At 57.5% G+C, this 25,732-nt stretch carries 24 protein-coding genes; 17 read left to right on the top strand and 7 right to left on the bottom strand.

Going from position 1 to position 25,732, the window contains the following annotated elements; genetic code table 11:
* The first annotated feature begins 10 nt into the window (after nucleotides 1-10).
* Entirely contained in the window at nucleotides 11-730 is a 720-nt protein-coding gene (locus AB4N47_RS22985) for a response regulator transcription factor (protein ID WP_024014949.1), read from the top strand.
* A gap of 55 nt (nucleotides 731-785) precedes the next feature.
* Here AB4N47_RS22985 and gyrB read toward each other — a convergent pair whose 3' ends face one another.
* From gyrB to dnaA, 4 genes are read right to left on the bottom strand one after another with little or no spacing between them, the layout of a single operon-like run.
* On the bottom strand, nucleotides 786-3,203 hold the full coding sequence (gene gyrB, locus AB4N47_RS22990; protein WP_024014948.1) for a DNA topoisomerase (ATP-hydrolyzing) subunit B: 2,418 nt from the start codon (nucleotides 3,201-3,203) through the stop codon (nucleotides 786-788).
* 5 nt (nucleotides 3,204-3,208) lie between these two features.
* Nucleotides 3,209-4,312: a DNA replication/repair protein RecF gene (gene recF, locus AB4N47_RS22995; protein WP_016772389.1), complete on the bottom strand. Its 1,104-nt coding sequence runs from the start codon at nucleotides 4,310-4,312 to the stop codon at nucleotides 3,209-3,211.
* A gap of 14 nt (nucleotides 4,313-4,326) precedes the next feature.
* Nucleotides 4,327-5,430 carry a DNA polymerase III subunit beta gene (gene dnaN / locus AB4N47_RS23000; protein WP_016772390.1) on the bottom strand — a complete coding sequence of 368 codons (1,104 nt, stop codon included), beginning with the start codon at nucleotides 5,428-5,430 and terminating at the stop codon, nucleotides 4,327-4,329.
* A gap of 39 nt (nucleotides 5,431-5,469) precedes the next feature.
* Nucleotides 5,470-6,993, bottom strand: coding sequence for a chromosomal replication initiator protein DnaA (gene dnaA / locus AB4N47_RS23005; RefSeq protein ID WP_341638241.1), 1,524 nt, complete (start codon nucleotides 6,991-6,993; stop codon nucleotides 5,470-5,472).
* Nucleotides 6,994-7,559: 566 nt separating this feature from the next.
* Between dnaA and rpmH the strand changes: the two genes are divergently transcribed.
* The 5 genes from rpmH (at nucleotide 7,560) to mnmE (ending at nucleotide 11,481) form a co-directional block, all read left to right on the top strand.
* The gene (rpmH, locus tag AB4N47_RS23010; protein ID WP_003213577.1) at nucleotides 7,560-7,694 is read left to right on the top strand and encodes a 50S ribosomal protein L34; all 135 of its coding nucleotides are present in this window, start codon (nucleotides 7,560-7,562) and stop codon (nucleotides 7,692-7,694) included.
* A gap of 16 nt (nucleotides 7,695-7,710) precedes the next feature.
* Entirely contained in the window at nucleotides 7,711-8,112 is a 402-nt protein-coding gene (rnpA, locus tag AB4N47_RS23015; protein ID WP_024014946.1) for a ribonuclease P protein component, read from the top strand.
* On the top strand, nucleotides 8,105-8,350 hold the full coding sequence (gene yidD, locus AB4N47_RS23020) for a membrane protein insertion efficiency factor YidD (RefSeq protein WP_027901580.1): 246 nt from the start codon (nucleotides 8,105-8,107) through the stop codon (nucleotides 8,348-8,350). Before rnpA ends, yidD begins: the two co-directional genes overlap by 8 nt.
* 2 nt (nucleotides 8,351-8,352) lie before the next feature.
* Nucleotides 8,353-10,032, top strand: coding sequence for a membrane protein insertase YidC (gene yidC, locus AB4N47_RS23025; RefSeq protein WP_071173916.1), 1,680 nt, complete (start codon nucleotides 8,353-8,355; stop codon nucleotides 10,030-10,032).
* Between the two features lie 81 nt (nucleotides 10,033-10,113).
* Nucleotides 10,114-11,481 (top strand): tRNA uridine-5-carboxymethylaminomethyl(34) synthesis GTPase MnmE, encoded by a 1,368-nt coding sequence (gene mnmE / locus AB4N47_RS23030; protein ID WP_341638240.1) that lies wholly within the window; start codon nucleotides 10,114-10,116, stop codon nucleotides 11,479-11,481.
* A gap of 41 nt (nucleotides 11,482-11,522) precedes the next feature.
* On the opposite strand, the gene AB4N47_RS23035 is transcribed toward mnmE, so the two are convergent.
* From AB4N47_RS23035 to AB4N47_RS23045, 3 genes are all read right to left on the bottom strand, one after another.
* Complete coding sequence (locus tag AB4N47_RS23035) at nucleotides 11,523-13,958, bottom strand: TonB-dependent siderophore receptor (protein WP_341638239.1); 2,436 nt, start codon at nucleotides 13,956-13,958, stop codon at nucleotides 11,523-11,525.
* Nucleotides 13,959-14,076: 118 nt separating this feature from the next.
* Nucleotides 14,077-15,024, bottom strand: a complete 948-nt coding sequence (locus AB4N47_RS23040; RefSeq protein WP_341638238.1) for a FecR domain-containing protein — start codon at nucleotides 15,022-15,024, stop codon at nucleotides 14,077-14,079.
* Entirely contained in the window at nucleotides 15,024-15,530 is a 507-nt protein-coding gene (locus tag AB4N47_RS23045; RefSeq protein WP_341638237.1) for a sigma-70 family RNA polymerase sigma factor, read from the bottom strand. The genes AB4N47_RS23040 and AB4N47_RS23045 overlap by 1 nt, the downstream gene beginning before the upstream one ends.
* Nucleotides 15,531-16,101: 571 nt before the next feature.
* Between AB4N47_RS23045 and mnmG the strand changes: the two genes are divergently transcribed.
* From mnmG to atpG, 11 genes are all read left to right on the top strand, one after another.
* Entirely contained in the window at nucleotides 16,102-18,000 is a 1,899-nt protein-coding gene (gene mnmG / locus AB4N47_RS23050; RefSeq protein ID WP_341638236.1) for a tRNA uridine-5-carboxymethylaminomethyl(34) synthesis enzyme MnmG, read from the top strand.
* Nucleotides 17,997-18,641 carry a 16S rRNA (guanine(527)-N(7))-methyltransferase RsmG gene (gene rsmG / locus AB4N47_RS23055; RefSeq protein WP_016772399.1) on the top strand — a complete coding sequence of 215 codons (645 nt, stop codon included), beginning with the start codon at nucleotides 17,997-17,999 and terminating at the stop codon, nucleotides 18,639-18,641. Before mnmG ends, rsmG begins: the two co-directional genes overlap by 4 nt.
* Before the next feature lie 18 nt (nucleotides 18,642-18,659).
* The gene (locus AB4N47_RS23060; protein ID WP_016772400.1) at nucleotides 18,660-19,457 is read left to right on the top strand and encodes a ParA family protein; all 798 of its coding nucleotides are present in this window, start codon (nucleotides 18,660-18,662) and stop codon (nucleotides 19,455-19,457) included.
* Nucleotides 19,458-19,466: 9 nt separating this feature from the next.
* The gene (locus AB4N47_RS23065) at nucleotides 19,467-20,339 is read left to right on the top strand and encodes a ParB/RepB/Spo0J family partition protein (RefSeq protein WP_253149178.1); all 873 of its coding nucleotides are present in this window, start codon (nucleotides 19,467-19,469) and stop codon (nucleotides 20,337-20,339) included.
* Between the two features lie 148 nt (nucleotides 20,340-20,487).
* Nucleotides 20,488-20,895 (top strand): F0F1 ATP synthase subunit I, encoded by a 408-nt coding sequence (locus AB4N47_RS23070; RefSeq protein WP_016772401.1) that lies wholly within the window; start codon nucleotides 20,488-20,490, stop codon nucleotides 20,893-20,895.
* 16 nt (nucleotides 20,896-20,911) lie between these two features.
* Nucleotides 20,912-21,781, top strand: coding sequence for a F0F1 ATP synthase subunit A (atpB, locus tag AB4N47_RS23075; protein WP_016772402.1), 870 nt, complete (start codon nucleotides 20,912-20,914; stop codon nucleotides 21,779-21,781).
* Nucleotides 21,782-21,914: 133 nt separating this feature from the next.
* Nucleotides 21,915-22,172, top strand: coding sequence for a F0F1 ATP synthase subunit C (gene atpE, locus AB4N47_RS23080; protein ID WP_003097235.1), 258 nt, complete (start codon nucleotides 21,915-21,917; stop codon nucleotides 22,170-22,172).
* 58 nt (nucleotides 22,173-22,230) lie between these two features.
* A complete protein-coding gene (locus AB4N47_RS23085; protein WP_016772403.1) occupies nucleotides 22,231-22,701 on the top strand; it encodes a F0F1 ATP synthase subunit B in 471 nt (156 codons plus the stop codon).
* 12 nt (nucleotides 22,702-22,713) lie between these two features.
* A complete protein-coding gene (locus AB4N47_RS23090) occupies nucleotides 22,714-23,250 on the top strand; it encodes a F0F1 ATP synthase subunit delta (RefSeq protein ID WP_016772404.1) in 537 nt (178 codons plus the stop codon).
* Between the two features lie 21 nt (nucleotides 23,251-23,271).
* Nucleotides 23,272-24,816 (top strand): F0F1 ATP synthase subunit alpha, encoded by a 1,545-nt coding sequence (atpA, locus tag AB4N47_RS23095; RefSeq protein WP_016772405.1) that lies wholly within the window; start codon nucleotides 23,272-23,274, stop codon nucleotides 24,814-24,816.
* 50 nt (nucleotides 24,817-24,866) lie between these two features.
* Nucleotides 24,867-25,727 (top strand): F0F1 ATP synthase subunit gamma, encoded by an 861-nt coding sequence (gene atpG / locus AB4N47_RS23100; protein ID WP_007911960.1) that lies wholly within the window; start codon nucleotides 24,867-24,869, stop codon nucleotides 25,725-25,727.
* Nucleotides 25,728-25,732: the final 5 nt, after the last annotated feature.

The raw sequence follows: 25,732 nt of genomic DNA on the forward strand, positions 1-25,732 counted from the left end.
AACACCGCCGATGCGCGTTGCCATTCTGGACGACGAACCCGCCGAACTGCGCCGGGTCGAGCAAACCCTGGAGCAAATGGCCGAAGCTGGCGAACAGCCGTGGTCGCTGCACAGCTTCGAGCGCGGCGAAGACTTGTTGCGCCAGTTGCGTCGGGAGACTTTTGACCTGCTGATCCTCGACTGGCAACTGCCGGACCTCACAGGCCTGGCACTGCTGCGCTGGACCCGCGAACACATGGACGCGCCACCCGCTGCAATCATGCTCACCAGCCGCGACGGCGAAAGCGATATCGTTCAAGCCTTGAATGCCGGGGCTGACGATTATGTCAGCAAGCCGTTTCGCCCGAATGAGTTGAAGGCGAGGGTGGCAGCGGTATTGCGTCGGCATAGCCAACCGCGCAGCGCGGCGGGCGAAGTACAGACGTTCCACGATCTGACTTTCGACGACGCCGAACTGACCGTCACCCGTGAAGGCAAACCGATCCTGATGACCGAACGCGAATACCGCCTGGCGCGCTGCCTGTTCAGCAACCTGGGGCGGCCATTGTCGCGGGATTACCTGTACGAGCGCTTCTGGCCAAACGAGGAGACAACTTCCTCGCGGCCGCTGGATACGCATATATACCGATTGCGTAACAAGCTCGGGCTGACAGCGGATCGGGGTTGGCAGCTGCTGACGATTTATGGGTATGGGTATCGGTTGGAAAGTGTCGGCACTGGGAATGAGTGAGGCAAAAAAACCCCGGCATTGGCCGGGGTTTTTCATGAGCGGGCAGCAATCAGGATCAGAAATCCAGGTTGGAAACCGCCAATGCGTTGCTCTCGATGAAGTCTCGGCGAGGTTCGACCGCATCACCCATCAGGGTGTTGAAGATCTGGTCTGCACCGATGGCGTCTTCGATGGTGACTTTCAGCATGCGTCGCACGCTTGGGTCCATGGTAGTTTCCCAGAGCTGATCAGGGTTCATTTCGCCCAGACCTTTGTAGCGCTGGATGGTGTGGCGCTTGGTGCTTTCGGCCATCAGCCAGTCGAGGGCTTCCTTGAACTCGGTAACGGCTTTCTTGCGTTCGCCACGCTGGATGTACGCGCCTTCGTCGAGCAGGGTGCTCAGTTGCGCGCCCAGGGTGACCACGGTTTTGTAGTCGTTGCTGCCGAAGAAGTCGCGGTTGAAGGTGACATAGTTCGACAGGCCGTGGGAGATCAGTTCGACTTCTGGCAGCCAGACGCCACGTTCACGGTCTTCGCGCAGGCTGGCCTTGTAGACCAGGCCAGACTTCTCGTTGGTGCGCAGGCGAACTTCGTACTGGGCCAGCCACTCTTGCATCGCTGCGTGGTCGCCCAGGGTTTCCAGACTGACGGCCGGCAGATAGATGAAGTGCTCGGTCAGCTCCTGAGGGTATAGGCGCGACAGACGCTTGAGCGTCTTCATGACCATGCGGAAGTCGTTGACCAGACGTTCCAGCGCTTCACCGGAAATGCCCGGGGCTTCTTCGTTCAGGTGCAGGCTTGCATCTTCCAGGGCCGACTGCGTCATGTACTCTTCCATGGCGTCGTCGTCTTTGATGTATTGCTCTTGCTTGCCTTTCTTGACCTTGTACAGCGGTGGCTGGGCGATGTAGATGTAGCCACGCTCGATCAGCTCCGGCAGCTGACGGAAGAAGAAGGTCAGCAGCAGGGTGCGGATGTGCGAACCGTCGACGTCAGCATCGGTCATGATGATAATGTTGTGATAGCGCAACTTGTCGATGTTGTACTCTTCGCGACCGATGCCGCAGCCCAGCGCGGTGATCAGCGTGCCCACTTCCTGGGACGAGATCATCTTGTCGAAACGGGCTTTTTCGACGTTGAGGATCTTACCCTTCAACGGCAGGATCGCCTGGGTCTTGCGGTTACGTCCCTGCTTGGCAGAACCGCCCGCGGAGTCACCCTCCACCAGGTACAGTTCGGACAGCGCCGGGTCTTTTTCCTGGCAATCAGCGAGTTTGCCCGGCAGTCCGGCGATGTCCAGCGCGCCTTTGCGGCGGGTCATCTCACGTGCCTTGCGCGCGGCTTCACGGGCGCGGGCGGCGTCGATCATCTTGCCGACCACCAGCTTGGCTTCGTTCGGATTTTCCAGAAGGAAGTCAGAGAAGTATTTGCCCATCTCCTGCTCGACCGCAGTCTTCACTTCGGAAGACACCAGCTTGTCTTTGGTCTGCGAGCTGAACTTCGGATCCGGCACCTTCACCGAGATGATTGCGGTCAGGCCTTCACGGGCGTCGTCGCCGGTGGTGGCGACTTTGTGCTTCTTCGCCAGACCTTCCTGCTCGATGTAGTTGTTCAGGTTACGCGTCAGTGCCGAACGGAAGCCCACCAGGTGGGTGCCGCCGTCGCGCTGCGGAATGTTGTTGGTGAAGCACAACAGGTTCTCGTTGAAGCTGTCGTTCCACTGCAGGGCGATTTCCACGCCGATGCCGTCTTCACGCTGAATGTTGAAGTGGAACACCTGATTGACCGCAGTCTTGTTGGTGTTCAGGTATTCAACGAACGCACGCAGGCCGCCTTCGTACTTGAACAGCTCTTCCTTGCCGCTGCGCTCGTCCTTGAGGACGATGCCGACGCCGGAGTTGAGGAAGGACAGTTCACGAATGCGCTTGGCGAGGATGTCCCAGCTGAAGTGAATGTTCTTGAAGGTTTCGCTGGAAGCCTTGAAGTGGATCTGGGTGCCGGTGGTTTCGCTGTCGCCAACGATGGCCATCGGTGCCTGAGGCACACCGTGGACGTAGGTCTGTTCCCAGATCTTGCCACTGCGGCGAACAGTCAGGACCAGTTCTTCGGACAGTGCGTTCACTACCGAAACACCTACACCGTGCAGACCGCCGGAAACCTTGTAGGAGTTGTCGTCGAACTTACCGCCGGCGTGGAGGACGGTCATGATGACCTCGGCGGCGGAAACGCCTTCCTCTTTATGCACGTCTACCGGGATGCCACGACCGTTGTCTTTAACGGTGATGGACTCGTCCGGGTGGATGATGATGCTGATGTCGTCGCAATGGCCGGCGAGGGCTTCGTCGATCGAGTTGTCGACCACCTCGAACACCATGTGGTGCAGACCGCTGCCATCGTCGGTGTCACCAATGTACATACCGGGACGTTTGCGTACGGCATCCAGGCCTTTCAGCACTTTAATGCTCGTTGAGTCGTACGTATTTTCTTCGCTCAATGCCTTCACTCCCGATGGTCGTGGGTCTGGGTGATACGGCCCTGTTCCACGTGGAACAAAGCGACTGGCGTTTCCGTCTGCCAGCCTTCCCTCAGTAATTCGTGATCTACACAGGTGATGAACACCTGGCAGCGTAAGTCTTCCAGCAAGCGGCACAGCGCGCGACGGTGGCTCTCGTCCAGCTCGGACGGCAAGTCATCCACCAGATAAATACACTGTCCGCGACGGGCCTGACTGACCAGGTGCCCTTGGGCAATCCGTAGTGCACAGACCACAAGCTTCTGCTGACCCCGGGACAGTATGTCCGCGGCATTGTGTGCGCCCAATCTGAGACGCAAATCAGCTCGTTGCGGTCCGGCCTGGGTGTGCCCCATCTGCTGGTCCCGTTGCACGGAACCGGCGAGTACGGCGCTCAATTCGCGGTCCTTGTCCCAGCCTCGGTAATAGCTGAGCGTCAAACCCTCGAGCTCAACCAGTTCGCTCAAGGTCTGTTCGAAGACCGGTTTCAAGGCTGTGATGTAAGCGCGGCGGTATTCATCGATTTCAGCGCTGGCCTGGCACAGTTCCCTGTCCCAAACCGCTTGCGAAACGGCGTCAAGTGTACCATGCCGCAGCCAGGAGTTTCTCTGGCGCAGCGCCTTCTGCAAACGCTGCCAAGTGGCCATGAAACGCGGTTCGACGTGGAACACACCCCAGTCGAGAAACTGCCGGCGAATCTTCGGCGCGCCTTCCAGCAGACGGAAGCTGTCCGGGTTGATCAACTGCAACGGCAGAATTTCCGCCAGCTGCGCAGCGCTACGGGCGTTCTGGCCATCGATGCGAATCTGGAACTCGCCCTGACGGTCGCGAGAAATCCCCAGCGCACTGTGTCCGCCTTCAGCCAGTTCAACCTGACCAAATACAGTACAGGCGAGCTGTTCGTACTGAATGACTGGCAACAGCCGCGTGCTGCGAAACGAACGGGCAAGCCCCAGCAGATGAATGGCTTCCAGAACACTGGTTTTGCCGCTGCCGTTGGCGCCGTAAAGAATGTTGATGCGGGGGGAGGGGGAGAAGGTCACCGGGTGCAGATTGCGCACCGCGGTGACCGAAACACGACTTAACGACATTCAGGATCAGCTGATTACAGACGCATCGGCATGACAACGTAAGCCGAATCGTCATTGTCGGACTCTTGCACCAGCGCACTGCTGTTGGAGTCGGACAGGATCAGGCGAACCTGCTCGGTGGTCATCACGCCCAGCACGTCGAGCAGGTAGCTGACGTTGAAACCGATCTCCAGCGAGCCGCCGTTGTACTCAACGCCCACTTCTTCTTCAGCTTCTTCCTGCTCCGGGTTGTTGGCCTGGATCTTCAACTGACCGCTGGCCAGTTGCAGACGGATACCGCGGTACTTCTCGTTGGACAGAATCGCGGTACGGCTGAACGCTTCACGCAATGCCTGACGATCGCCAAGTACCAGTTTGTCGCCACCTTTCGGCAGTACGCGCTCGTAATCCGGGAATTTACCGTCGACCAGTTTCGAGGTGAAAGTGAACTCGCCCGTGGTGGCGCGGATGTGGTGCTGGCCGAGGACGATGCTGACATTGCCGTCTGGCTCAGTGAGCAGACGCGCCAGTTCGAGGATACCTTTGCGCGGCACGATCACCTGATGACGATCCGGCTGACCGATATCGGCCTGCATCGAGCACATTGCCAGACGGTGACCGTCGGTGGCCACGGCGCGGATCACACCAGCGGAAACTTCCAGCAGCATGCCGTTGAGGTAGTAACGCACGTCCTGCTGGGCCATGGCGAAGCTGGTGCGTTCGATCAAGCGACGCAGTTTGCTTTGCTCCAGGCTGCAGGTCAGCGAGCCCGGGCCTTCTTCAACAGTCGGGAAGTCGTTGGCCGGCAGGGTCGACAGGGTGAAGCGGCTGCGGCCGGCCTTCACCACCAGTTTCTGCTCGTCGACCTTGATATCGATCAGCGCGTCGTTGGGCAGGCTTTTGCAGATGTCCATCAGCTTGCGCGCCGGCACGGTGATCGAGCCCGTTTCGGCCGGCTCTTCGAGTTGCACACGACCGACCAGCTCGACTTCCAGGTCGGTACCGGTCAGCGACAGTTGCTGGCCTTCGACGACCAACAGCACGTTGGACAGTACCGGCAAGGTCTGTCGGCGCTCGACGACGCCTGCGACCAGTTGCAGGGGTTTCAACAGGGCTTCGCGTTGAATGGTGAAATGCATGGTCTAGTCCCTTGCCTTAATAAGCTGCGCTGGTGTTCATCAAGTGGTCAGTGTACGCAGCAGGTTCTTGTAGTCCTCGCGGATGTCCGCGTCGGATTCCTTAAGTTCGTTGATCTTGCGGCAGGCGTGCAGCACGGTGGTGTGGTCGCGGCCGCCAAACACATCGCCGATTTCCGGCAGGCTGTGGTTGGTAAGTTCCTTGGACAACGCCATGGCCACCTGACGCGGACGAGCCACCGAGCGCGAACGGCGCTTGGACAGCAGGTCGGAAATCTTGATCTTGTAATACTCGGCGACGGTGCGCTGGATGTTATCCACAGAGACCAGTTTGTCCTGCAACGCCAGCAAGTCTTTCAGGGATTCGCGGATCAGCTCGATGGTGATGTCGCGGCCCATGAAGTGCGAGTGGGCGATTACGCGTTTCAGCGCACCTTCCAGCTCACGGACGTTGGAGCGAATGCGCTGGGCAATGAAGAATGCGGCATCGTGAGGCAACTCGACTTTGGCCTGATCGGCCTTCTTCATCAGGATCGCCACGCGGGTTTCCAGTTCCGGCGGCTCGACGGCAACCGTCAGGCCCCAACCGAAGCGGGATTTCAGGCGTTCTTCAAGGCCTTCGATTTCTTTCGGGTAGCGGTCACTGGTGAGAATGACCTGCTGACCACCTTCAAGCAACGCGTTGAAGGTGTGGAAAAACTCTTCCTGGGAACGCTCCTTGCGAGCGAAGAACTGAATATCGTCGATCAGCAAGGCGTCCACCGACCGGTAGAAACGCTTGAATTCGTTGATGGCGTTCAGTTGCAACGCCTTGACCATGTCGGCCACAAAGCGCTCGGAATGCAGGTACACGACCTTGGCATTCGGATTCTTCTTTAATAGATGGTTGCCCACCGCGTGCATCAAGTGGGTTTTACCCAAGCCGACGCCACCATAAAGGAACAGCGGGTTGTAACCGTGCTTGGGATTGTCCGCCACCTGCCAGGCCGCCGCACGGGCGAGCTGGTTGGATTTACCTTCAACGAAGTTTTCGAAGGTGAACGTGCGATTCAGGTAACTGGTGTGCTTGAGCGCACCTTCTACCTGCACGGTGCGCTGCTCCGCGCGAACCGGGGCCTGCTGCGAAGCGGCGCCGGCCATCGGGTCGAAGCTGTCGCGGGAAGGTTCTTCGCTGACTTCAGCGGCCTTCTGTGTGGAACGTTTGGCCGGAGCAGGGGCTGGCGTCGGTGCCGGATCGCTCGCTGGCACATTATTGGCCTGCGCCTGAGCAACCTGCGCGGCTGCCAGTGGCGCATTGGGTGCGGCACGAGGTGCCGAGCTGCGTTTGCTGCCTATTAACAAGGACAGCGCCGGCGTCGAGCCATTGCCGTGCTCATCCAGCAGTTCAAGGACGCGGCCCAGGTACTTTTCGTTGACCCAGTCCAACACGAAACGATTCGGTGCGTAGACGCGCAACTCGTCGCCTTCGGCTTCGACCTGTAGTGGACGGATCCAGGTGTTGAATTGTTGGGCAGGCAGCTCTTCGCGCAAAAGCTCCACGCACTGCTGCCAAAGTTCCACTGACACGGATATCCCCTAAGTTGAAAGCCGGTGAGGCAAAAACAAGCGGCCATTGTAGCGGCGAGCGATTCACTTATCCACATGCAGGTAGGTTCGTCACCATCATTTATCAACGCGTTAACGCATTAAAAGGCGACCAACGGCATGTGAATAAGCCCTGTGGATAAACGCCTCTGAGGGCACTGGACAACTGGGGGCCAAACCCGGTGGATAACCAGCCTGTGGATAACCAGCCATTTCACGCACAGCTTATCCGATAGCGCAGCACAGGCTGAACACGGTTTTCCACTGTAGTTGTCATTCTCTGTACATCCCGTGGAATAAGGCTTCATGGCAGTTATCCACAGAAGATGGCGTGTCTAGCTTTTATAAGCTTTACAGAAAAGCTTTAAATAATTCCCTTCTTTATTTCTATATCTGGCTGACAGGCGTTCAAGCTAAAAACCTGCCCGGATCTATTTATAAGGAAACGCTGGTTGGAAATTGACCTGAAGGCTTGCTTTCTCTAGAATCCCCGGTCTCTTAAAACGGGGGCCATTCCGGCCCGTTGTGGACGAACCAGGTAACACGACATGAAACGTACTTTCCAACCAAGCACTATCAAACGCGCTCGTACCCACGGTTTCCGTGCTCGCATGGCTACCAAGAACGGCCGCGCAGTCCTGTCGCGTCGTCGCGCCAAAGGTCGTGCGCGTCTGGCAGTTTGATAATCCGGTACTGGAGGTGAGTCAGGACTTCAGTCGGGAAAAGCGTCTGCTTACCCCCCGGCATTTCAAGGCAGTCTTTGACTCCCCTACCGGCAAGGTTCCGGGGAAAAATCTCCTGCTCCTTGCACGCAACAACGATCTTGATCACCCCCGTCTCGGGCTGGTTATCGGGAAAAAGAGCGTAAAGCTCTCCGTTGAGCGCAATCGCCTCAAACGTCTGATGCGCGAATCGTTCCGTCTGCACCAGGATTCACTGGTCGGCTGGGACATCGTTATCGTCGCGCGCAAAGGTTTGGGTGATGTAGAAAACCCCGAATTGATTCAGCATTTCGGCAAACTCTGGAAGCGTCTGGCACGCAACAAGCCCGTTCCGGCAGTCAAAACCGAAACTGTAGGGGTAGACAGTACCGATGCGTAAACTGGCCCTCGTTCCGATCCAGTTTTATCGCTATGCCATTAGTCCTTTAATGGCCAGCCACTGTCGCTTCTACCCCAGTTGTTCCTGCTACGCGTATGAAGCCATTGAAAATCATGGCCTTCTGCGCGGTGGCTGGCTGACCTTTCGTCGTTTAGGTCGCTGTCATCCGTGGAATCCCGGTGGTTATGACCCGGTTCCACCTGTCCCTACCTCCCGTTCTTCTTCGATGGCCGAGTAATCATGGATATCAAACGCACGATCCTGATCGTCGCCCTGGCAATCGTGTCCTACGTCATGGTTCTTAAATGGAACCAGGATTATGGCCAGGCTGCCCTGCCGACTCAGAATGTTGCTTCCAGTACGACTACATCCGGTTTGCCGGACACCGCCACTGGCACAAATGCTGCCAGTGACGATATTCCGCGCGCCGCCAGCGATACCAGCGCACCTGCCGAAACGCCGGTCGCCGCCAGCAAGGATCTGATTCAGGTCAAGACCGATGTGCTCGATCTGGCGATCGATCCACAGGGTGGCGACGTTGCGCAACTGACTCTGCCTTTGTATCCACGTCGTCAGGATCGTCCTGACGTTCCGTTCCAGCTGTTCGATAACGGCGGCGAACGTGTATATCTGGCGCAAAGCGGTCTGATCGGTACCAACGGCCCGGATGCAAACCCGGCCGGTCGTCCGGTTTATTCCTCGGAGAAGAAGGTTTACCAACTGGCTGACGGTCAGGATCAACTCGTTGTTGACCTGAAATTCAGCAAGGACGGCGTCAACTACATCAAGCGTTTCACCCTGAAACGTGGCTTGTATGACGTCGCTGTCTCCTACATTGTGGATAACCAGAGCGCTCAGCCCTGGAACGGCGCAATGTTTGCCCAGTTGAAGCGCGATGCCAGCGCTGATCCTTCGTCGACCACTGCTACTGGCACCGCGACTTACCTGGGCGCTGCCCTGTGGACAAGTTCCGAGCCGTACAAGAAAGTGTCGATGAAGGACATGGACAAGGCACAGCTCAAGGAAACCGTCACCGGTGGTTGGGTAGCCTGGCTGCAGCACTACTTCGTGACCGCGTGGATTCCGGCCAAGGGCGAAAACAACATCGTCCAGACCCGTAAAGACAGCAAAGGCAACTACATCATCGGTTACACCGGTCCTACTCTGACCGCTGCTCCAGGTGCAAAAGTTGAAACCAGCGCTGTGCTGTACGCAGGTCCGAAAAGCCAGGCTGTGCTGAAAGAGTTGTCCCCAGGTCTGGAACTGACCGTCGACTACGGCATTCTGTGGTTCATTGCCCAGCCGATCTTCTGGCTGCTGCAACACATCCACGCCATTGTCGGTAACTGGGGCTGGTCGATCATCTTCCTGACCATGCTGATCAAAGGGATTTTCTTCCCGCTGTCGGCTGCCAGCTACAAATCGATGGCGCGCATGCGTGCCGTGGCTCCGAAACTGGCTGCGCTGAAAGAGCAACATGGCGATGACCGGCAGAAAATGTCGCAAGCCATGATGGAGCTGTACAAGAAAGAGAAGATCAATCCACTGGGCGGCTGCTTGCCGATCCTCGTGCAGATGCCGGTCTTCCTGTCGCTGTACTGGGTTCTGCTTGAAAGCGTGGAAATGCGCCAGGCGCCGTTCATGCTGTGGATCACTGACCTGTCGATCAAGGATCCGTTCTTCATTCTGCCGATCATCATGGGCGCAACCATGTTCATCCAGCAGCAGTTGAACCCGACTCCTCCGGATCCGATGCAGGCGAAAGTGATGAAAATGATGCCAATCATCTTCACCTTCTTCTTCCTGTGGTTCCCTGCTGGTCTGGTGCTGTACTGGGTTGTGAACAACTGCCTGTCGATTGCACAACAGTGGTACATCACGCGTAAGATCGAAGCGGCGACGAAAAAAGCCGAGGCGTAACTTGCACTGTGGATAACACCACTCAAAACGCCCCCTAGTGGGGCGTTTTGCTATCTGCCACTTTTGTCTGGATGCCGCTTTATGAGCACACCCCGTGAAACCATCGCTGCTGTCGCCACTGCTCAAGGGCGCAGCGGTGTGGGCATCGTCCGTATTTCCGGGCCGTTGGCCAGCGTCGCGGCAAAAGCCATCAGCGGCCGAGAACTGAAACCGCGTTACGCCCATTACGGGCCGTTTTTCAGTGACGATCAGCAAGTGCTGGATGAAGGTCTGGCTTTGTATTTCCCGGGGCCGAACTCGTTTACCGGCGAAGACGTCCTGGAATTGCAGGGCCACGGTGGCCCGATCGTGCTGGACATGTTGCTCAAGCGTTGCCTGGAATTGGGTTGTCGTCTGGCCCGTCCCGGGGAATTCAGCGAGCGCGCTTTCCTCAATGACAAACTCGATCTGGCCCAGGCCGAGGCAATCGCCGATTTGATCGAAGCCAGTTCTGCCCAGGCTGCACGCAATGCGCTGCGTTCATTGCAGGGTGCGTTTTCTCAGCGTGTGCATAACCTGACCGAGCAACTGATCGGTTTGCGTATCTACGTTGAAGCCGCCATCGACTTCCCGGAAGAGGAAATCGACTTTCTCGCCGACGGCCATGTGCTGAGCATGCTCGACAAAGTACGCGATGAGTTATCCACAGTGCTGCGCGAAGCAGGGCAGGGCGCGTTATTGCGTGATGGCATGACGGTGGTGATTGCCGGCCGTCCCAACGCGGGCAAATCCAGCCTGTTGAATGCCTTGGCCGGTCGCGAGGCTGCCATCGTTACCGAGATTGCCGGCACCACGCGGGATATCCTGCGCGAGCATATCCACATCGACGGCATGCCGTTACACGTTGTCGATACCGCAGGCCTGCGTGACACCGATGATCATGTGGAAAAGATCGGTGTTGAACGGGCCTTGAAAGCCATTGGTGAAGCGGATCGGGTTTTACTGGTGGTCGATGCGACCGCACCAGAAGCACTGGATCCTTTTGCCTTATGGCCAGAATTCCTCGAGTCTCGACCGGATCCGGCGAAAGTGACGCTGATTCGTAACAAGTCCGATCTGACCGGTGAAGCGGTTTCTCTGGAAACCAGTGACGACGGCCACGTGACCATCAGTCTCAGCGCCAAATCCGCCGAAGGCCTCGATCTGCTGCGGGACCACCTCAAGGCGTGCATGGGTTACGAGCAGACTTCGGAAAGCAGCTTCAGCGCACGTCGCCGGCATCTGGAAGCACTGCGTCACGCCAGCGCGGCACTGGAACATGGCCGCGCGCAACTGACCCTGGCCGGGGCAGGCGAATTGCTCGCCGAAGATCTGCGCCAGGCTCAGCATTCCCTGGGTGAAATTACCGGGGCGTTCAGCTCTGATGATTTGCTCGGAAGGATTTTCTCCAGCTTCTGCATCGGCAAATAAAAGAAGGGGCTGTGGATAATTCACCCACAGCCCCTTTTTGTTCACCAGTTATAGGACACCGTACCGAGCAGCGTGCGGTCTTCGCCCCAATAGCAACGGCCGGCATCGTTGCATCCCGACACATATTCCTTGTCGAACAGATTCTTCGCGTTCAGATCGACACTCCAGTGTGTGTCGATCTGATATCCAACAGCCGCGTCGACCAATGTAACGTCTCCGGCATCCAGCTTTCCGTATAGAGAAGGCGAAGTGTAGGCAAACGCACTGTCGAAATAGCGCACGCCACCGGCGACATACAAGCCTTTCAAATCACTGTCGAGGAAGCGATATTTCGCCCAGACCGAGGCCTGATTACGCGGCACACCGGTCATTTGATGGCCTTTGACCAGCGATGTCGCTGCATCCTTGGTGATTTTGGCGTCGGTGTAGGTATAAGCCGCCGTGACATTGAGGTTCTGCGTCAGATTGCTGTTGAGTTCCAGTTCCACACCCTTGGCGCGACTTTCGCCCACCTGGCGATAGGTCGAAGTCGTTGCATCGAAATAGGTGTCGTCCTTCTTGCGCAGGTCATACACCGAAGCGGTGAAAGCGGTGTCCCAGCCGATCGGTTCGTACTTCAAGCCCACTTCGTACTGGCTGCTGGTGATCGGATCCAGCGGCGCACCGGCGTTGGAAATTTGCTGCACCGGCACGAACGCCGTGGAATAGCTGACATATGGCGTCATGCCGTTGTCGAACTGATACATCACGCCGCCCTGATAGGTGAACTTCTTGTCCTCGGAGCTGATGTTGCTGCCTCGGGCCACCTTGTCGCGGAAGTCACTGTCGACCCAGTCCTGGCGACCGCCGAGCAGAAACAGCCAGTTGTCGTACTTGCTCTGGATCTGTGCATAAACACCTTTCATCTGCTGCTCAAGCAAAGTGTTCTGCACAGCGATCGGGGTGGTCGGATCACGCAGGTAGACCGGGTTATACACATTGATCGGCCCGACAACGCCGGCATTCCAGTCCTGATTGAACGAGGTGCGATCGTAGCTGGCGCCGAACAGCACGGTGTTTTCCAGCTCGCCCGCGTGGAATTTGCCTTCCAGCTGATTATCCAGCGAATACACCATGGATTTGTTGAAGCGATCATAGGCGGTCACGTTCAACCGCGTGCCGAAACCGGCGTTGTTCAGATTGCCCGGCCAGGTTTCGTGGCGGGTGATACGCGACTGCATGTAGCGCGAGTTCTGGCGGAACTGCCAGTCATCGTTGAACGAGTGGCTGAACTCGTAACCGGTGCTCCAGGTTTCCCGTTCGAAGGTATTCCAGTCCGGGTCACCTAGCATGGTGTCTTTGGATAACTGGCCGTTGGGATTGCTCAGCAATGTGCCGGCGGCCGGCAGGCCAAGCTCCATGTTGGTGTGGTCTTTCTGATAGTTGGCCAGCAGCGTCAGCGTATTGAAATCGTCGAAATTCAGGGTCAGCGAAGGGGCGATATAAATACGGTCGTCAGGCACGTGATCTGTCTGGGTATCGGATTTGCGCCCCAGCATCACCACGCGTCCGAGAACGTTGCCGCTGTCATTGAGCGGGCCGGAGACATCTACGCCGATTTGCCGGCGATTGTTCGAGCCATAGCCCAGTTGCACTTCGCCCTGAGGCGCGGCGGTCGGGCGTTTGCTGACCAGGTTGACCAGACCGCCTGGCGCATTTTCGCCATACAGCAGCGAAGACGGGCCACGGAACACCTCGACCCGCTCAAGTCCGTACGGCTCGGTGCTGGTGTCATAGCGATTGCCCTGCACGCGCAGTCCATCGCGCAACAAACCGTAGCCGTAATCGGTGGCGTTGAAACCACGGATATAGAACAGGTCGCCAGCCAAGCTGTCGCCGGCGGCAAAAGGTGGGGCGAAGATCCCCGGCACGTAGCCGAGTACGTCGGTGAGTGTCTGGGATTTCTGATCCTTGATCCGCTGACCGGTCACCACTGACACCGAACGCGGTGTTTCCGACAGCGGCGTACTGGTTTTCGTACCGATCCGGCTGTTTTGCGCCTTGTAGCCGACGTCGGCGGCGTAATCGAGATTCATTGGATTGCCCAACTGCGCATTGATGTTGGTCGGCGCCAGTTCCAGGGAGTCACCGTTGGGCACGTTCTGCAGAATGTAACTGCCGGGTGCTTGTGGCACTGCCTGTAAACCCGAGCCTTGCAGCAGTTGAGCGAATCCTTGTTCGACGCTGTAGTCACCGTTCAACCCGGCACTGCGCAGGCGGCTGGTCTGTTGCGGCGAGAACGACAGAATCACATTGGCGGCAGCGGCGAACTCGCTCAAGGCACTATCCAGCGGGCCGGCGGCAATGGCGTAGCGCTGGGATGCCGACGCCGCGAAGGCGCTGTTGCTGATCACCAGACAAGACGCAGCGCTGGCCATCAATAAGCTGCATGCAATGCAATGTGGAGAAAAGCGCTGACGGAACGTGGGAAGACGCATGTGTGGATTAGCCCTGAAGGTGGCGAAGAGCCGCGTTTATCGCGATTACCTGTAGGGCCGGGTCAGGGCGAAAAAAGATAACCCTGCTTGAAATTATTTTTCCCCAGGCATTTTTTGATCAAGCGCTATGGCTGATCGAGACCCAGTAACGGCTGAAATAACGCACGTTGATTGGCAACGAGGCCTGAAGGTTGGCCAGCACTGCGTCGGTCGAATCGAGCCGGAAAGTCCCGGAGACCCGCAGATCCCGGGCGCGGCGATCACAATGCAATACACCACTGCGATAGCGTCCCAACTCCGCGATTACGTCGCCCAGGCGCGCGTCGATAACGATTAACTGGCCGTTGATCCAGCCGACGTCTGATGGTTGGAAGGGATGACTGAGGCCGATATGTCGACTATCGAAATCCGCGCCTTCGCCTGCTTTCAGAATGAGCGCAGCAGTGGATGACTGCGCGGGTTGAACGCTGACTCGATCCTCCAGCACGCCGACCCGGGTTGAGTCCGGCATCTGATGCACCGAGAACCGGGTGCCCAAAGCTTGAATCCGCCCGTCGCGGGTTTGCACATAAAACGGCCGCTGATCGCCAAGCTTGCCGGTTTGGATGAGCATTTCACCGGCACGCAGTTGAATCAGGCGTTGCGCTGCGTCGAAAGAAACATCGATGGCCGAGTCGGTGTTGAGCTGGATCTGGCTGCCATCGGCCAGGCTGATGGTGCGACGCTGACCCACACCGGTTTTATAGTCGGCCCAGACGTTGCCCAGGGATGTGTGTCGTTGAACGTTCCAGCCAACGAAACCTGTTCCCGCTGCAAGCAACAGCAGTTTGAGTACCTGGCGTCTTTGTTGGCCGCTATTGAGCGCACGTCGTTTCAGATCCTGCGGCAGCGTACCGAGGTGGCGCTGCAATTGTTCCATCTGGTTCCACGCCGCCAGATGCGCTGGATCGCTGTCTATCCACAGCTGCCAGGCCTTTTGTTCGGCAAGGCTCGGTGGCTGGGTTTGAAACTGCACATACCAGCTGGCGGCAGTTTCGAATACCTGACGATCTGCAGCGGCGGCCATCATGGTTGCGCCATGATGAGGGCGCATTCAGTCAGGGCGCGGATCATGTGTTTTTTTACTGTGGTCAGCGAGACCCTCAATTGCATGGCGATCTGTTGATAAGTCAGTCCGTCGACTTGCGAAAGCATGAAGATCTGCCGTGTGCGCGTGCCCAGGCCGGTCAATGCTTTATCCACAGCAACCAGGGTTTCAATGATCAGCGCTCTGTCTTCTTCGCTGACCATCGTCGGCTCCGGCCGAGCTGCGAGGGCCTGCAGATAAGCGCTTTCAATGGCCCTGCGTCTATAACGATCAATGACCAGCCCGCGTGCAATGGTCGTCAGGTAATCCCTCGGCTCGCGAATATGAGCTGCATTGCGCGCGGCCAGAACTCGCAAAAACGTGTCATGCGCCACATCGGCTGCATCGCAGCCGTTGTGCAGTCTGCCCTTGAGCCAACCATACAGCCACGAATGATGTTGCTCGTAGATTCGCTCGATCGCAGCGGTGTGGGCGGGTAGGGACATGGGGGAAAACTGACGAGTTAATGATAATGGCTATTATTAGCCTCTGTTACGTCCTCTCACAATAGCCTTTTCATTTTCCTGCCCTTGGCTTGCCAAGCGTCACCAATCCTTCGCTGGCGCTTTTATGCGTCCGGAAAAAGCCTTGTTGGCGATTTTCTGTGGATTAAGCCCTGTGAATAACTGCCACTGAGGGCAGTTGATAAATGGGGTTTAAAACTGGATATAGCCTGACCTGTGGATAACAACCCCATTCATCCACAGGCTTAAACCGGTTATCCAATGGCCTCATTGCCACATGAGCACAGAGTTTTGAATCTCTGTACACTTTGAAAAATAAGGCCTGTAGCGATCTATCCACAGAAAGGTGGTTCAGTAAGAATAAACATAAAAACAAAGGTTTTATAAATTTCTCTCTTTTTTATTCTTTTAACCTCGAGTTCTCCACAGCTGGTTAAATTTTGTGCAAAGGGTTCTTTAGAAAGGGCGAAGTCCCTATACTTGCCGACCAGGTCCAGAAACCTGAGCTCAACTATTTCCTGAATGACCTACTTAAGCAGGCACGAGGTGCGTGGTGGATTTCCCTTCCCGTTTTGAAGTGATCGTCATCGGCGGCGGTCATGCCGGTACCGAGGCAGCACTGGCGTCAGCACGCATGGGGGCAAAAACCCTGTTGCTTACGCATAACGTGGAAACCCTCGGTGCCATGAGCTGTAACCCGGCCATCGGTGGCATCGGCAAAAGCCACCTGGTCAAGGAAATCGACGCCCTCGGCGGCGCGATGGCCATGGCTACCGATAAGGGCGGCATCCAGTTTCGCGTGTTGAACAGCCGCAAGGGTCCGGCCGTACGGGCGACCCGTGCGCAAGCCGACCGGATTCTTTACAAAGCCGCTGTCCGCGAAATCCTGGAAAACCAGCCGAACCTGTGGATATTTCAACAAGCTGCTGACGACCTGATCGTCGAGCATGAACAAGTCCGGGGTGTCGTCACGCAAATGGGTCTGCGCTTCTTCGCCGATTCCGTGGTGTTGACCACCGGCACCTTCCTCGGCGGACTTATCCACATCGGTTTGCAGAATTTCTCCGGCGGTCGCGCCGGTGATCCACCGTCTATTGCTCTGGCCGACCGTCTGCGTGAGTTGCCATTGCGTGTCGGGCGCCTGAAAACCGGTACACCGCCGCGTATTGATGGCAAGTCGGTGGATTTCTCGGTGATGACCGAGCAGCCGGGTGACACTCCGATCCCGGTGATGTCGTTCATGGGCAACAAGGAACAGCATCCGCGCCAGGTCAGTTGCTGGATTACCCATACCAATGCGCGTACCCACGAAATCATCGCGGCGAACCTCGATCGTTCGCCGATGTATTCCGCTGCCGGGGAGATCGAAGGCGTCGGCCCGCGTTATTGCCCGTCGATCGAAGACAAGATTCATCGCTTTGCCGACAAGGAAAGCCATCAGGTGTTCATCGAACCGGAAGGTTTGACCACCCATGAGCTGTATCCGAACGGGATATCCACAAGCCTGCCGTTCGACGTGCAATTGCAGATCGTGCAATCGATCCGCGGCATGGAAAACGCACACATCGTGCGTCCGGGTTATGCGATCGAGTACGACTACTTCGATCCGCGCGACCTGAAGTACAGCCTGGAAACCAAAGTCATCGGCGGTCTGTTTTTCGCCGGGCAGATCAACGGCACCACCGGTTACGAAGAAGCTGGCGCTCAAGGGCTGCTCGCCGGGGCCAACGCTGCACTGCGCGCGAAGGGCAAAGAAGCCTGGTGTCCGCGCCGCGATGAAGCGTACATCGGCGTTCTGGTCGACGACCTGATCACCCTCGGCACCCAAGAGCCGTACCGCATGTTCACGTCCCGAGCCGAGTACCGCCTGATTCTGCGCGAAGACAACGCCGACCTGCGTCTTACCGAAAAAGGTCGCGAGCTCGGTCTGGTCGATGACGCGCGCTGGGCGGCCTTCTGCAAGAAACGCGAAAGCATCGAGCTTGAAGAACAGCGCCTGAAAAGCACCTGGGTGCGGCCGAACACCCCGCAGGGCGATGCGATTGCCGAGAAATTTGGCACGCCGCTGACTCACGAGTACAACCTGCTCAACCTGTTGAGCCGTCCGGAAATCGATTACGCCGGTCTGGTCGAAGTGACCGGGCAGGGCGCGGAAGATCCACAGGTCGCCGAGCAGGTCGAGATCAAGACCAAGTACGCCGGTTACATCGACCGCCAACAGGACGAAATCGCCCGTCTGCGCGCCAGCGAAGACACGAAATTGCCTGTGGATATCGATTACACCAACATCTCGGGTCTGTCCAAGGAGATCCAGAGCAAGCTCGGCGCCATACGTCCCGAGACTCTGGGCCAGGCTTCGCGGATCCCGGGCGTGACCCCGGCAGCGATTTCGCTGTTGATGATTCATTTGAAAAAACGCGGCGCGGGCCGTCAGTTGGAGCAAAGCGCTTGAGTGCCAAGGTCACTTCGCAACATGCCGAAGAGTTATCCACAGGAGCCCGCGAGCTCGGTGTCAATCTCACAGAAACCCAGCACGAATTGCTGCTGGGTTATCTGGCCCTGTTGATCAAATGGAACCAGGCCTACAACCTGACCGCCGTGCGAGATCCAGACGAAATGGTTTCGCGGCACTTGCTCGATAGTCTCAGCGTGATGTCGTTTATCGAAAACGGTCGCTGGCTCGATGTCGGCAGTGGCGGTGGCATGCCTGGTATCCCGCTGGCGATCCTGTATCCGGACTCGCAGGTGACCTGTCTGGACAGCAACGGCAAGAAAACCCGCTTCCTGACTCAGGTCAAACTGGAGCTGAAGCTGGATAACCTGCAAGTTATCCACAGTCGCGTCGAAGCCTTCCAGCCTGCGCAGCCATTCAACGGGATCATTTCCCGGGCATTCAGCAGCATGGAAAACTTCACCAACTGGACTCGCCACTTGGGCGATGCCGATACACGCTGGCTGGCAATGAAGGGCGTTCATCCGGCCGATGAGCTGGTAGCATTGCCGGCAGATTTCAAACTCGATAGCGAACACGCCCTGGCCGTCCCCGGTTGCCAAGGCCAACGCCATCTGCTGATACTGCGCCGCACGGCATGATTGGGAACACAAGCAAGAATGGCTAAGGTATTCGCGATAGCGAACCAGAAGGGTGGTGTGGGCAAAACCACCACCTGCATAAACCTAGCAGCATCCCTGGTCGCGACCAAGCGCCGGGTGCTGTTGATCGATCTCGATCCACAGGGCAACGCCACCATGGGTAGCGGTGTGGATAAACATGGTCTGGAAAACTCGGTCTACGATCTGCTGATCGGTGAATGCGATCTGGGCCAGGCCATGCACTTCTCCGAGCACGGCGGTTATCAACTGCTGCCGGCCAACCGCGATCTGACCGCGGCCGAGGTGGTGCTGCTGGAAATGCAGATGAAGGAAAGCCGTCTGCGCAGTGCGCTGGCGCCGATCCGTGACAACTACGACTACATTCTGATCGACTGCCCACCGTCGCTGTCGATGCTCACGCTCAACGCACTGGTCGCCGCTGACGGGGTGATTATCCCCATGCAATGCGAATATTTCGCTCTGGAAGGTTTGAGCGACCTTGTGGATAACATCAAGCGCATCGCCGAGCTGCTCAATCCGAACCTGAAAGTCGAAGGCCTGCTGCGGACCATGTACGACCCGCGCCTGAGCCTGATGAACGATGTTTCGGCGCAGCTCAAGGAACACTTCGGCGATCAGTTGTACGACACGGTGATCCCGCGCAACATTCGCCTGGCCGAAGCACCAAGCTACGGCATGCCGGCGCTGGCTTACGACAAGCAATCGCGTGGCGCCCTGGCCTATCTGGCTCTGGCGGGCGAGATGGTTCGTCGTCAGCGCAAAAATTCACGCATTGCTGCTGCTCAGCCAACTTAAGGAATCCCCATGGCCGTCAAGAAACGAGGTCTCGGACGTGGACTGGATGCACTGCTGAGTGGTCCGACGGTCAGCGCGCTGGAAGAACAAGCCGCGCAGGCCGACACCCGCGAACTGCAACACCTGCCGCTGGACCTGCTGCAGCGCGGCAAATATCAGCCGCGCCGCGACATGGACCCGCAGGCCCTGGAAGAGCTGGCACAGTCGATCAAGGCCCAAGGCGTGATGCAGCCGATCGTGGTGCGCCCGATTGGCGGCGGTCGCTTTGAGATCATTGCCGGTGAACGCCGCTGGCGCGCCAGTCAGCAGGCCGGGCAGGAAACCATCCCGGCGATGGTTCGCGATGTGCCGGATGAAACCGCCATTGCGATTGCGCTGATCGAGAACATCCAGCGTGAAGACCTCAATCCGATCGAAGAAGCCGTCGCCTTGCAGCGCTTGCAGCAGGAATTCCAGCTGACTCAGCAGCAGGTTGCCGAGGCTGTGGGTAAGTCGCGGGTGACTGTGGCTAACCTGTTGCGACTTATTGCACTGCCCGAAGTGATCAAGACCATGCTGTCGCACGGTGACCTGGAAATGGGTCACGCGCGTGCTTTGCTCGGTCTGCCGGACAATCAGCAGGTCGAAGGGGCGCGACATGTTGTCGCACGAGGGCTGACCGTGCGCCAAACCGAGGCACTGGTTCGCCAGTGGTTGAGTGGCAAACCGGAGCCTGTGGAAGCGGCAAAAACCGACCCGGACATCGCTCGCCTCGAGCAGCGTCTGGCCGAGCGCCTAGGCTCTGCGGTGCAGATTCGCCATGGCAAGAAGGGCAAGGGCCAATTGGTGATTGGTTATAACTCGCTCGACGAGCTTCAAGGTGTGCTCGCACACATCCGCTGAAACATTTCCTCATGTAGCGCGCAGTCGGAAATCACTACCTGACAGTTGAATAGGGGCAGAACCGCCCCTATACTCTGCGCGCATTTTGTCGGCACAAATTATGCCAAGTTATTGAATTTCGGCAGCCGACCATTGGAGAGCAACTGTGATGGAAACCCGCACGCCAAACCGCTTGCCTTTCCATCGCCTGGCGGTTTTTCCGGTGTTGATGGCTCAATTTGTCATTCTGCTCATTGCCGCTTTGGCGCTCTGGCAATGGCATGGAGTCGTTGCCGGATACTCGGGACTTTGCGGAGGCCTGATAGCCTTGCTGCCCAATGTTTATTTCGCTCACAGGGCATTTCGGTTTTCCGGCGCCCGAGCAGCCCAGTCCATCGTCCGGTCTTTTTATGCCGGCGAGGCAGGCAAACTTATTTTGACGGCAGTGCTGTTTGCACTGGTGTTCGCAGGTGTGAAGCCACTGGCGCCGATCGCAGTATTCGGCGTGTTCGTGCTGACGCAGTCGGTCAGCTGGTTCGCTCCCCTGCTGATGAGAACAAGACTTTCGAGACCTTAGGGCGTTTGAGGCAACCATGGCAGAGACAACCGCTTCGGGCTATATCCAGCACCACTTGCAGAACCTGACTTTCGGTCAGCTACCCAACGGCGGCTGGGGCTTTGCCCACACCGCAGCAGAGGCCAAGGAAATGGGCTTCTGGGCTTTCCACGTCGATACCCTCGGCTGGTCGGTCGCGCTGGGTCTGATCTTCGTTCTTCTTTTCCGCATGGCGGCGAAGAAAGCGACGTCGGGTCAGCCGGGTGCCTTGCAGAACTTCGTTGAAGTATTGGTCGAATTCGTCGATGGCAGCGTGAAAGACAGCTTCCATGGCCGTAGCCCGGTGATTGCACCGCTGGCGCTGACCATCTTCGTCTGGGTGTTCCTGATGAACGCCGTCGACCTGGTACCGGTCGACTGGATTCCTCAGCTGGCCATCCTGATCTCCGGCGATGCCCACATCCCGTTCCGCGCCGTGTCGACTACCGACCCGAACGCGACTCTGGGCATGGCGTTCTCGGTGTTCGCACTGATCATTTTCTACAGCATCAAGGTCAAGGGCATCGGCGGCTTCATCGGCGAACTGACCCTGCACCCGTTCGGCAGCAAGAACATCTTCGTTCAGGCCCTGCTGATCCCGGTGAACTTCCTGCTGGAATTCGTCACCCTGATCGCCAAGCCGATCTCTCTGGCTCTGCGTCTGTTCGGCAACATGTATGCCGGCGAGCTGGTGTTCATTCTGATCGCTGTGATGTTCGGCAGCGGCCTGCTCTGGCTCAGCGGCCTGGGCGTTGTTCTGCAGTGGGCGTGGGCAGTGTTCCACATCCTGATCATCACCCTGCAGGCGTTCATCTTCATGATGCTGACCATCGTCTACCTGTCGATGGCGCACGAAGAAAACCATTAAGACCAGTCTCGACTAGTCTGATGTTCCTCCCGGTCAAACGGGAGGGAGCTCCTTGCGGGGCAGCTGAAACGATTTGTTTTACCGCTTTAATCTAAAAAACCTAAACCATACGACGTAAAAGTCGGGAGGAAAGATGGAAACTGTAGTTGGTCTAACCGCTATCGCTGTTGCACTGTTGATCGGCCTGGGCGCACTGGGTACCGCAATTGGTTTCGGCCTGCTGGGCGGCAAGTTCCTGGAAGGCGCAGCGCGTCAGCCAGAAATGGTTCCAATGCTGCAAGTGAAAATGTTCATCGTTGCCGGTCTGCTCGACGCCGTAACCATGATCGGTGTTGGTATCGCTCTGTTCTTCACCTTTGCGAACCCGTTCGTTGGTCAGATCGCTGGCTGATTACTCGGATCTTCCGGGTAATTTGGTGTGATGGACAACGTAACTGCGAGGTGTTGGCGTGAACATTAATGCGACCCTGATTGGCCAGTCCGTTGCGTTCCTGATTTTTGTACTGTTCTGCATGAAGTATGTATGGCCTCCGGTCATCGCTGCTCTGCACGAACGTCAAAAGAAGATCGCTGATGGTCTGGACGCTGCCAGCCGTGCAGCTCGCGACCTGGAGTTGGCCCAAGAGAAAGCGGGTCAGCAACTGCGCGAAGCGAAAGCTCAGGCAGCTGAAATCATCGAGCAAGCCAAGAAACGCGGTAACCAGATCGTCGAAGAGGCTGTTGAAAAAGCCCGTATCGACGCTGACCGTGTGAAGGTTCAGGCTCAAGCCGAGATCGAACAGGAACTGAACAGCGTCAAAGACAAGCTGCGTGCCCAAGTGGGCTTGCTGGCTGTTGGCGGCGCCGAGAAGATCCTGGGTGCCACAATCGATCAAAACGCGCACGCAGAGCTGGTTAACCAACTGGCTGCTGAAATCTAAGCGAGGGCGATCATGGCAGAACTGACCACGTTGGCCCGACCTTACGCTAAGGCGGCCTTCGAGCACGCTCAGGCCCACCAGCAACTGGCCAATTGGTCAGCCATGCTCGGCCTGGCAGCAGCGGTGTCGCAAGACGACACCCTGCAGCGCGTGCTCAAGGCCCCGCGACTGACGAGCGCAGAAAAGGCCGCCACGTTCATTGACGTGTGCGGCGACAAGTTTGATGAAAAGGCACGCAATTTCATCAACGTCGTTGCCGAGAACGACCGTCTCCTGCTTCTGCCGGAGATCGCCGCTCTGTTCGACCTGTACAAGGCCGAACAAGAGAAATCGGTAGACGTTGAAGTAACCAGTGCATTTGCATTGAACCAAGAACAGCAAGACAAACTCGCCAAGGTTCTCAGTGCACGACTCAACCGGGAAGTGCGCCTGCAAGTTGCGGAGGACGCTGCCTTGATTGGTGGTGTCGTGATCCGCGCCGGCGACCTGGTTATCGATGGCTCGATTCGCGGCAAAATCGCGAAACTTGCCGAAGCATTGAAATCTTGAGTTTGAAGGGGCAGCAGAGCAATGCAGCAACTCAATCCTTCCGAAATAAGTGAAATTATCAAGGGCCGCATCGACAAGCTCGATGTGACCTCCCAAGCCCGTAACGAAGGCACTGTCGTCAGCGTATCTGACGGCATCGTGCGGATTCACGGTCTGGCCGACGTCATGTACGGCGAGATGATCGAGTTTCCGGGCGGCGTCTACGGTATGGCCCTCAACCTGGAGCAGGACTCCGTAGGTGCCGTGGTATTGGGCTCCTACCAGTCGCTGGCTGAAGGCATGAGCGCCAAGTGCACCGGCCGCATCCTCGAAGTTCCTGTTGGTAAGGAATTGCTGGGCCGCGTAGTCGATGCTCTGGGTAACCCTGTTGACGGCAAAGGTCCACTGGGCAACACCGAGACCGACGCGGTCGAGAAAGTTGCTCCAGGCGTGATCTGGCGTAAGTCGGTAGACCAGCCTGTACAGACTGGCTACAAGGCTGTCGATGCCATGATCCCTGTCGGCCGTGGCCAGCGTGAGCTGATCATCGGTGACCGTCAGATCGGTAAAACCGCTCTGGCGATCGACGCGATCATCAACCAGAAAGACAGCGGCATTTTCTGCGTCTACGTTGCAATCGGTCAGAAGCAATCGACCATCGCCAACGTGGTTCGCAAGCTGGAAGAAAACGGCGCCCTGGCCAACACGATCATCGTGGCTGCCAGTGCTTCGGAATCTCCTGCGCTGCAATTCCTGGCACCGTACTCCGGTTGCACCATGGGTGAATTCTTCCGCGACCGCGGTGAAGACGCGCTGATCGTTTATGACGATCTGTCCAAGCAGGCAGTGGCTTACCGCCAGATTTCCCTGCTGCTGCGCCGTCCACCAGGCCGTGAAGCTTACCCAGGCGACGTGTTCTATCTCCACTCCCGTCTGCTGGAGCGCGCATCCCGCGTTTCGGAAGAATACGTAGAGAAGTTCACCAACGGCGCAGTGACCGGCAAAACCGGTTCCCTGACTGCACTGCCGATCATCGAAACCCAGGCTGGCGACGTTTCCGCGTTCGTTCCGACCAACGTGATTTCCATCACCGACGGTCAGATCTTCCTGGAATCGGCCATGTTCAACTCGGGCATCCGCCCTGCAGTGAACGCCGGTGTTTCGGTATCCCGTGTGGGTGGTGCCGCTCAGACCAAGATCATCAAGAAGCTCTCCGGTGGTATCCGTACCGCTCTGGCTCAGTACCGTGAACTGGCGGCATTCGCCCAGTTCGCTTCTGACCTGGACGAAGCGACCCGCAAGCAACTTGAGCATGGTCAGCGCGTTACCGAGCTGATGAAGCAGAAGCAATACGCACCAATGTCGATCGCTGACATGGCGCTGTCGCTGTATGCCGCTGAGCGTGGGTTCCTGACTGACATTGAAATCGCCAAGGTCGGCAGCTTCGAACAAGCGCTGATCGCTTTCTTCAACCGCGATCACGCCGATTTGATGGCCAAGATCAACGTTAAAGGTGACTTCAATGACGAAATCGACGCTGGCATGAAAGCCGGTATCGAGAAGTTCAAGGCCACCCAAACCTGGTAAGCCGCAGCGGGAGCCGCGAGGCTCCCGCTTGCTAACCTGATAGGTGTTACATGGCAGGCGCAAAAGAGATTCGCAGTAAGATTGCGAGCATCAAAAGCACGCAAAAGATTACCAGCGCCATGGAAAAAGTGGCGGTCAGCAAAATGCGCAAGGCACAAATGCGCATGGCTGCTAGCCGTCCTTATGCGGAGCGTATCCGCCAGGTAATTGGGCATCTGGCCAACGCCAACCCGGAATACCGCCACCCGTTCATGATCGACCGCGAAATCAAGCGCGTCGGTTATGTCGTCGTGAGCAGTGACCGTGGTCTGTGCGGCGGCTTGAACACCAACCTGTTCAAGGCCCTGGTCAAGGACATGGCGGTAAACCGCGAAAACGGCGTCGAGATTGATCTGTGTGTAGTCGGTAGCAAGGGTGCGGCCTTTTTCCGCAACTTCGGCGGTAACGTCGTTGCAGCTATCAGCCACCTGGGTGAAGAGCCGTCGATCAATGACCTGATCGGCAGCGTCAAGGTGATGCTGGATGCCTACCTGGACGGCCGTATCGACCGCCTGTCCGTGGTGTCCAACAAGTTCATCAACACCATGACGCAACAGCCTACTGTGGAGCAGTTGATTCCACTGGTGGCAACCCCGGATCAGGATCTCAAGCACCACTGGGACTATCTCTACGAACCGGACGCCAAAGAGCTGCTTGACGGCTTGATGGTCCGTTACGTCGAGTCGCAGGTCTACCAGGCGGTGGTCGAGAACAACGCGGCTGAACAGGCTGCGCGGATGATCGCGATGAAGAACGCTACCGACAACGCCGGTGATTTGATCAGCGATTTGCAGCTGATCTACAACAAGGCGCGTCAGGCTGCGATCACCCAAGAGATCTCGGAAATCGTCGGCGGCGCTGCCGCGGTTTAACGGTT

This window comes from Pseudomonas sp. S3_G06, assembly GCF_054667565.1.

What these genes read in the sequence shown, in the direction of transcription:
- atpE (WP_003097235.1), top strand. Translation starts at nt 21,915, where the DNA reads ATGGAAACTGTAGTTGGTCTAACCGCTATCGCTGTTGCACTGTTGATC.
- yidD (WP_027901580.1), top strand. Translation starts at nt 8,105, where the DNA reads ATGCGTAAACTGGCCCTCGTTCCGATCCAGTTTTATCGCTATGCCATT.
- AB4N47_RS23065 (WP_253149178.1), top strand. Translation starts at nt 19,467, where the DNA reads ATGGCCGTCAAGAAACGAGGTCTCGGACGTGGACTGGATGCACTGCTG.
- atpB (WP_016772402.1), top strand. Translation starts at nt 20,912, where the DNA reads ATGGCAGAGACAACCGCTTCGGGCTATATCCAGCACCACTTGCAGAAC.
- AB4N47_RS23060 (WP_016772400.1), top strand. Translation starts at nt 18,660, where the DNA reads ATGGCTAAGGTATTCGCGATAGCGAACCAGAAGGGTGGTGTGGGCAAA.
- AB4N47_RS22985 (WP_024014949.1), top strand. Translation starts at nt 11, where the DNA reads ATGCGCGTTGCCATTCTGGACGACGAACCCGCCGAACTGCGCCGGGTC.
- AB4N47_RS23090 (WP_016772404.1), top strand. Translation starts at nt 22,714, where the DNA reads ATGGCAGAACTGACCACGTTGGCCCGACCTTACGCTAAGGCGGCCTTC.
- rpmH (WP_003213577.1), top strand. Translation starts at nt 7,560, where the DNA reads ATGAAACGTACTTTCCAACCAAGCACTATCAAACGCGCTCGTACCCAC.
- AB4N47_RS23070 (WP_016772401.1), top strand. Translation starts at nt 20,488, where the DNA reads ATGGAAACCCGCACGCCAAACCGCTTGCCTTTCCATCGCCTGGCGGTT.
- AB4N47_RS23040 (WP_341638238.1), bottom strand. Translation starts at nt 15,024, where the DNA reads ATGGCCGCCGCTGCAGATCGTCAGGTATTCGAAACTGCCGCCAGCTGG.
- atpG (WP_007911960.1), top strand. Translation starts at nt 24,867, where the DNA reads ATGGCAGGCGCAAAAGAGATTCGCAGTAAGATTGCGAGCATCAAAAGC.
- dnaN (WP_016772390.1), bottom strand. Translation starts at nt 5,430, where the DNA reads ATGCATTTCACCATTCAACGCGAAGCCCTGTTGAAACCCCTGCAACTG.
- AB4N47_RS23035 (WP_341638239.1), bottom strand. Translation starts at nt 13,958, where the DNA reads ATGCGTCTTCCCACGTTCCGTCAGCGCTTTTCTCCACATTGCATTGCA.
- recF (WP_016772389.1), bottom strand. Translation starts at nt 4,312, where the DNA reads ATGTCGTTAAGTCGTGTTTCGGTCACCGCGGTGCGCAATCTGCACCCG.
- atpA (WP_016772405.1), top strand. Translation starts at nt 23,272, where the DNA reads ATGCAGCAACTCAATCCTTCCGAAATAAGTGAAATTATCAAGGGCCGC.
- yidC (WP_071173916.1), top strand. Translation starts at nt 8,353, where the DNA reads ATGGATATCAAACGCACGATCCTGATCGTCGCCCTGGCAATCGTGTCC.
- AB4N47_RS23045 (WP_341638237.1), bottom strand. Translation starts at nt 15,530, where the DNA reads ATGTCCCTACCCGCCCACACCGCTGCGATCGAGCGAATCTACGAGCAA.
- mnmE (WP_341638240.1), top strand. Translation starts at nt 10,114, where the DNA reads ATGAGCACACCCCGTGAAACCATCGCTGCTGTCGCCACTGCTCAAGGG.